The sequence below is a fragment of the candidate division TA06 bacterium genome (assembly GCA_016208585.1).
In the GTDB taxonomy this organism is placed as follows: Bacteria; Edwardsbacteria; AC1; order AC1; family EtOH8; genus UBA5202.
This window is the reverse complement of the sequence record JACQXR010000065.1, coordinates 1-7,088: the sequence shown is the minus strand read 5'-3', so window position 1 is coordinate 7,088 and position 7,088 is coordinate 1. Positions and strand designations below refer to the sequence as shown.

General features: G+C 49.6%; 5 protein-coding genes. All 5 read right to left on the bottom strand.

Annotation, left to right across the window (positions count from 1 at the left end):
- Window positions 1-232: 232 nt before the first annotated feature.
- Window positions 233-1,696 (bottom strand): peptidylprolyl isomerase, encoded by a 1,464-nt coding sequence (locus HY768_05355; GenBank protein ID MBI4726636.1) that lies wholly within the window; start codon window positions 1,694-1,696, stop codon window positions 233-235.
- 465 nt (window positions 1,697-2,161) lie between these two features.
- Window positions 2,162-2,788 (bottom strand): hypothetical protein, encoded by a 627-nt coding sequence (locus HY768_05350; protein MBI4726635.1) that lies wholly within the window; start codon window positions 2,786-2,788, stop codon window positions 2,162-2,164.
- 16 nt (window positions 2,789-2,804) lie between these two features.
- Entirely contained in the window at window positions 2,805-3,770 is a 966-nt protein-coding gene (locus HY768_05345) for a hypothetical protein (protein ID MBI4726634.1), read from the bottom strand.
- A 508-nt stretch (window positions 3,771-4,278) separates the two neighbouring features.
- A complete protein-coding gene (locus tag HY768_05340) occupies window positions 4,279-4,545 on the bottom strand; it encodes a T9SS type A sorting domain-containing protein (protein MBI4726633.1) in 267 nt (88 codons plus the stop codon).
- Window positions 4,509-6,986 (bottom strand): hypothetical protein, encoded by a 2,478-nt coding sequence (locus HY768_05335; GenBank protein ID MBI4726632.1) that lies wholly within the window; start codon window positions 6,984-6,986, stop codon window positions 4,509-4,511. Before HY768_05335 ends, HY768_05340 begins: the two co-directional genes overlap by 37 nt.
- Window positions 6,987-7,088: the final 102 nt, after the last annotated feature.

The window sequence follows — 7,088 nt, the reverse complement described above, 5'->3', positions numbered from 1 at the left end:
CATAAAACCTCCCTTGGTTCAGGGAACGGTTTGCAGGCCTGCCTAAAGGCGAGGGCTTCGCTTTGCCACCGCTTTGCGGGGCAAGCTGGGGCAAGCGGGGCCGTGGGCAGGCCTGCGTAATGCGTTACTGTTGGCATTATACACCTAAGGGGGGGAAATGTCAATAGGCAAAAAAAAAAATAAAGAGGCCGGTATGCAACCAGCCTCTTATCAGTGGGATCAAAGCCTAAAACTACTTCTTGCCGTCCTCTTTTTGTTCCGGCTGGGCCGGGGCGGCCGGGGTTTCTTCGGGGTAGGTAATGGCAGCCTCGGCTTTGAGCCGGTTCAGCAGGTTGTCAAAGTTTGCCTTCTGCCGGTCCCGCTGCAATTGTCCCGAAATCTGGCCCTTGACCTGGTCAAAAGTCTTGAATCCGGCCGGGGTCTTTTCCTCGATCTTGTAGATGGCATACTGGGTGAAATACTTGACCGGGGCCTGGGTATAGGCGCCGTCCTTCAGCTTGCCGGCCGCGGCAAAGATTTTAGAATCAACCTGCGATTTATCCACCAGTCCCAGGTCTCCGGCTTTGTCCTTGGTGGCGGCGTCAACCGAAAGCTTGCCGGCCAGGCTGTCAAACTGATCAGGATTGGCCTTAAGCTCGGCCACTGCTTTTTTCGCTTCGGCCTCGGTGTTGAACACCATCCAGCGCAGGTGCAGCTTGGATTTGTCTTTTTTAATTCGTTTGACCACCGCGTATTTTGGGGAGATGGGGGTAATCGATAATATCTTGCCCTTGGGCGTTTTGACGAAAAGCGCCTGGTCCAGATCGGGATTGTCGCCCCGGTTCAGCTGGCCCATGTCGCCGCCCCGATGGGAATTGTCGGATACCGAGAATTTCATGGCCAGGCTGTCAAAAAATGATTTTTTCATTTTGGCCAGTTTCAGCACATTTTCGGCCTCGGCCCTGGTGTTTAATATGATGTTGCGGGCCTTGACCTGTTCCGCTATCTTATAATTATTCTTATTGGCCTGGTAGTTCTTTTTGACCTCTTCCTCGGCGGGCTGTGATTTTAGGGTTACTTCCTTATTGTACAGGCCGCGGATCATGATGTCGTAACGGTTATCATCCAACTGCTGGTTAATGGCCGGGTCGTTGGCTATTCCGGTCCTGACAGCCTCGTCGTATAAAAGCTTTTTCTGGACCAGTCTTTCCATAAACTGCTTTTTGCCGGCCTCGTTTTCAAACTGGGCCCGGTACTGGGCGGGAACCTTCTCCAACTTGGCGTCAAACTCCAGCTTGGTGATGGGCTGGCCGTTGATGATCACCGAATATTCCTTGAAGTTCTTGTTGAAACAGCGGCCCACGGCTTCCAGGGCCAGGCTGTCGGCCAAGGCCAACTGGCCGGGCTTGTCTTTGTACAGGGTGACCACCTTCTCATATGCCGCGGCGGCCTTCTGATAATCGCCGGAGTGTTCGTAAGCCAGCCCTAAGTAATAAGCGTAATCCTTGACTTGTTTTGATTTGGGATAGATATCCAGAAGATCGGTGAAGGCGGCGATGGCTTCGGCGTATTGCTGGTAATTCAGATTCAACTGGGCTATCTGATACATCAGTTCTTCGGGGTTGGCGGCTTTTTTCTTTTCGGCGGCCAGGGCCAAAGAAGACATCAGCAGTAGCGACAAGGCCAGGACTGCGGTTAAAAGTTTTTTCAGGGACATGGGGCCTCCTAAATTTGGGTTGTGGTGGGTTTATTTGTTTTTTTGGTTATGCTAAAGGAAAATGTCAAATGTCATGGCGGGGGCAGGCCTTAGATCTGCTGGTGCAGGAATCCAGAAATAAAATATATAGATTAGGCTGGAGTAAAAAAAGTCGCAGGCGCGAGAGGGAGAGATCTCGTAGTCCATTTTAAGAGGGGCTCCGCCCTGGAGGGTGTTCTATTTCCAGCCTGTATATTTGAAAGGTATTCAGAACATCGGCAATATTTAAGACAATGAAAATATGGGGCGGGGTAAAGGCATAACTGCTGGCTGGGGCCGAATTATGGCAACAGGCCAGCAAACAAACGCAGGTAGGGCCCGCTTTGTTTTTAGTATGGCAATCCACGAAAACGAAGAGAAACGATGCGATTAAAATTAAAAATATTAAGGTGCAGACTGTACACATATTTTAATTATTAAAATATTTCAAGGAACTATCCACTGCATCACAGTGCCGGCTGCCAGGGGCACCCGGATATTGTCATCCAGCGGGATGGGCAGCAACTCGACGATCATGGCCACGGCTGCTCCGATCACCATCCGGGACAGGCTCAGATCGGAATAGGGCAGGAACATCAAAGCAGTTCCGATCAGCAGGCATCCGGCGAAACCGGCGGCCGTGCCCTCAAAGGATTTCAAAAAAAACTTGGTCCGTCCCAGGTTGCGGCCCACCATGGCGGCCAGGGCATCGCCGATCACCAGGAAAGAAATCGAGGCCATGGCCACGAAGGGCTGGAACAGCAGGACGCAGGCCAGCGAGGACATCATCAAATAAGTGGCCCCGGTCAGGGCGTCGATCTCGTGCCGGCGCAGCAGGGGGCCGAAGATGTCGATGAATATTATCTTGATGAACTGATGGCGCAGCCTGATAATGTCTAAAGCCAATGTAGCGGCGGCGGCGGCCAACAGGACCCACTTGGCCAGATAGGTGTAAGGTTTGCCGGTGGCCTGCTCCAACAAGAATGCCCCGTAATAAAGGGAAGGGACGGCCAGCCCGGCCAGCATATGAAATGATTTGCGCCTGATTTCGCGCTGCAGATTAAGGGCGGTCATAAAAATTTTAAAAAGATCAAAAGCTTAATGAGGCCGAAAGCCTGGCACTGTTGCCCAGGTCCTGGCTTCCCAGATAGGCGTAATCAAAGTTAAAACGTCCCAACTTCAGGCCGGTCCCGGCCGCCAGACGACCCAGGTCGGAACCCAGCCGCAGGGCCAGCCGTTGTTTTAAAACATATTCCAGGCCGTAGTGGGAATCGGCGCTTAAATTTCCCAGATAGTACTGCGAGGCGATCCGCCGTCCTTCAAACCCGATGTCAAACCCGGCCGAGATGGTCAGGGCCTGGTTGCCGGCAAAATCCGGGTTCCAGGAGAACCCCAGCCGGGCGGCCGGGGAGATGATCTCCTTTTCTCCGGTATCCCAGGCCAGGTAGGTGGTGGTAATATCCTGCAGATTGAGGCCCAGCCGAAGATCGTGGGGCAGCAAGGTTATAACGCCGGCATCCAGTCCAAGGCCCCAGGCGCTGTTTGAGCCTACCGACTTATTAACTAACTTTAGGTTGGCGCCCCAGAAAATATCCTTGCGGTATATTCGGCTGTAGTTCAGGAACAGGGCCGATTCGGCGTCCTGGATATCGGTGATCAGACCATAGTTCAGCCGTTCCCCAGGATCCATCAGCCCGTTGCCGTTGAGGTCCACCAGGGCCTCGTTGGTATAGGGGATCCCTTTTATGGACAGCCGGACGAAGACCAGCCCCAGCCCGCCGTTACTGACCGGGCGGCTGTAGCCCAGGGCATCGTAGGTCAAAAGACCTTCAAAATTGGAAGAATGGTTGAAAATAAGCTGATGGCTGGAGAGGGCGGTGGCCGCAGGGTTCCAGTATGAAGCGAACCCGTCGTCGGCCAGGGAAACATAAGCGCCGCCCAACCCTAAGGCCCGGCCGCCCAAGCCAAAACTCAAAAACTCTCCGACGTATTTGGCCGCCAAGGCGGGAAGCGCCAGCAGGAACAGCGATAGAACTAAAATAAATAATTTACGCATTAAATTACCATGGATATAGAAATATCCTACCGTTTAAAGTTTTTGGGAAACAGAAAAACAACAAAGAGCCGTTGAACAGATGTTTCAAACGGCATCGTCGGCTGGCAGGAAGAAAATCAGTTTTTCTGTTTTCCTTACCTTAAGATTCCGATAGGATATTCTCCGTAATTATATAACTGTTCAGGATTTCTTTTCATCACACCAAGCCGCCAAGAACACCAAGTAAATGCTACGGTAAGCTGCCGTGATGAAATCACAAGGTGGTATCGCCATGAAGTTCAATGGATAATACTCTCTGTGCTGTGTGTGTCTTTGTGCGAAAAAGATTTACATGGTTGAACGGCAATCAAAAACACTACTTAGTATACTATAAAAATCACTTTTTGTCAAGATTGGCCAGCCGAAATACTTTATTTTGGAACTTGTTTAAGTAGCCCTTGCGATGTTTTTCGCAATTTGTTAAAAAAAGCTGGAGTTTTACTCCAGCCTTTAGTCAAATAAGTCGGCCTTATTTCAACATTATCATTTTCTTGATGTCGCCCTGTTTGCCGGCTTTTATTTGATACAAATACACCCCGGTTGCCACAGCTTGCCCGCTCTCATCCTTGCCATCCCACACAACTTCATAGCTTCCCACCTTCTTATCTTCATCGACCAGCGTTCGCACCGCCTGTCCCGCAATGTTGTAAATCTTAAGGCTCACCTGCCCGGCCTGCGGCAATTGATAATTGATAGTTGTTAATTGTTTAAACGGGTTTGGAGCGTTCTGTCCCATTCTAAATTCAAACTTCTGTATTCTGTCTGGTTATAGCCGCTATCATAGGCGATTACTTTTATTTTGCAGGTCTTTGAACTTTTATTGGGAACCTTCCACACATATGGCGTATCCACAGTCGCCCACAGCCTTATGGTGTCGGGATAACTAAGCCCGCCATCTATGGAGAAAAACAGGTCTATCCTGGTCACTTTCGTCTCATCGTTGGCGCTCCACCTAATGGGCGCCAAGCTATCGGCGGCAAAGCTTTCCCCGCCGTTGGGGTAAAGCAGGGTTACAGTGGGGGGCAGGGTATCGGCTTCATTGGGCAAGGTTAATATCCAGGTGTCACGCCAAGTGCCTTTAGGGGTAACATCTATTTGTTGATTGTATCCGCCAAATACTATCATCCTGTAACCTTGGGGGTCGTAAATTGCGGTATGATACCATCTGGAATTTGGCGGGCCGCCCGAAGGTAACAGTTCATAACCCGGAAAGCTGTCCTGTAAAGCATAAACAAAGGTTCTGTTGGTAACCAGGCCGTCAGCATCACCGCCAAAGACTACCATATTCTGATGGACCGGGTCACAAATAGCGCTGGAATAGTAATGGGATTGAGGGATTGAATCTCTTAACAGCGTCCACTGCTCGCTTCCCAAAGTTAAATCCAGCCCCCACAAATTTCTATTGTACCCTGCCGTGATCATGCGGTGGTTTAGCGAATCATAAACCGGCACCCAACCCCGGTCAAGCGCATCATCCACCGGGGTATATATTTTCTGCCAGTTTTCAAAGTCCGGGGCAAGGTCTAATGTCCAGCAGGTATCGCCTGCGCCAGCCGAGCTTAGACCGCTATAGGAAACAATTCTTTCGTTTACCGGGTCATATGTTCCCCATTGGTTAGTTGGGGTAGACGGCCGTGTCCCCGTGGGAGAAAGTTTTACCCATTGCTCATTTCCTTTGGTTAAATCAAGTGACCAGGTAGAAGTGTCCGTGGTGCCGGGACCTCCAAAAATAACCATTCTTTGGTTTGTTTTATCATATACCCCTACGGGAAGAATTCTCGTTGCCGGCTCCGTTCCAGTGAAACCAAGCTGGTTCCATGATAGAGTATTTAGATCCAAAGTGTAAACATCATGTCTTGCTGCCTCTGCAAATCCCCCGTCTGTTCCGGCAAACACCACCATTCTATGATTTGTTGCATCATAAATAGAATTATGCCCATACCTGGCCGAAGGAGAACTATTAGCAGGATAGAGCCTCTGCCATTGCAAGGCAGTGCAATCAAAGGCCCACAAATCATTAAAGAGATACCTATCACTGTCTCCCAGCCATCCGCCGTAGTTCAGCATTTTGTTGGCCTTTGGATCATAAATGGCTACCGGCGCCCGGCGCCTTTCTGGCAAACCATCAGCTGGGGTAACATTGGTCCATTTAAGCGAATCCAAATCCAGAGCGTAAATATCGTTGAGACTAACCCCGCCGACACCGGGATATTCATTTCCCACGCTGTCTCCTCCAAAGATGAACATCTTATGATGAATATAATCATAGGCTGTGCCCTGATTACGCCTGGGACAGGGAATATCGCCGGTAGCGCTAAGTTTGGTCCAGCTTTCGCTTCCCAAAGTCAAATCAAGCGACCAGAGGTCGTTTAACCGGCCGGAATCGCTTCTTCCGCCAAAAATTACAGCCCGTCTTTCAATTGGGTCATATACCATGCTGTGCCTGTACCTCGGTGCAGGAAGACTATCTGAAAATGTAAGCTTTGTCCAAGTTTCGCCTCCAGGAGTTAAACTCAAAGTATAAACATCGTTGTAACAGGTTGTCTGGTCACATCCCCCAAAAACAACCATCCTTTGATTCACCGGGTCATAAATTGCTCTGGGATGCAACATTCCTTGGGGAGGATTCCCCGATGGAGTGAGACTATCCCATTCCAAGGTGTTCATATCTAAAGCCCAGACATCCTGAAAATATAGCATTTCAACGAAATGACCTCCTCCAAATACAATCATTCGCTGATTGACCGCATCATATACCATACAATGGCCGTCCCTCGGAAATGGTTTTGAGCCCGAGCAGAAAAGCTGTTCCCATTTCATTTCTGTGAGATCTAAGGCAAAGACTTCGTTGGTCTCGGTTAACCAGCCATCTCCATTACAGCCCCCGAAAATAATCATCCTGTGCTTGTCACTATCATAAATCATCGCATGAAAAAATAACGCGTCCGGAGATTGATAAGGAACTGAAGTCCATTCGCAACCAGTGAGGGATTTTATTTCGGACCCCACTTTCTCCACCCCTTGATAAGTGGAGGGAAAAAGGGAGGGGTATTCTTTCTTTTCTATCTTGATTTTCCCATCCTCGGTCATACGCATATTGTACTCACTCGCCCCGAGAGAGAATACTGAACATGGGAGAATAAGCAAAGAAAGAGCAACAACAAATGCCATTCTCATGGTAGAACCTCCTCGCATAAAGTTTAACAAGCGCAAAAGGCAGAGGCGTATTTTACGCCTCTGCCATCTTTACCCGGTTCTACCTTAAAACAATCATTCGTT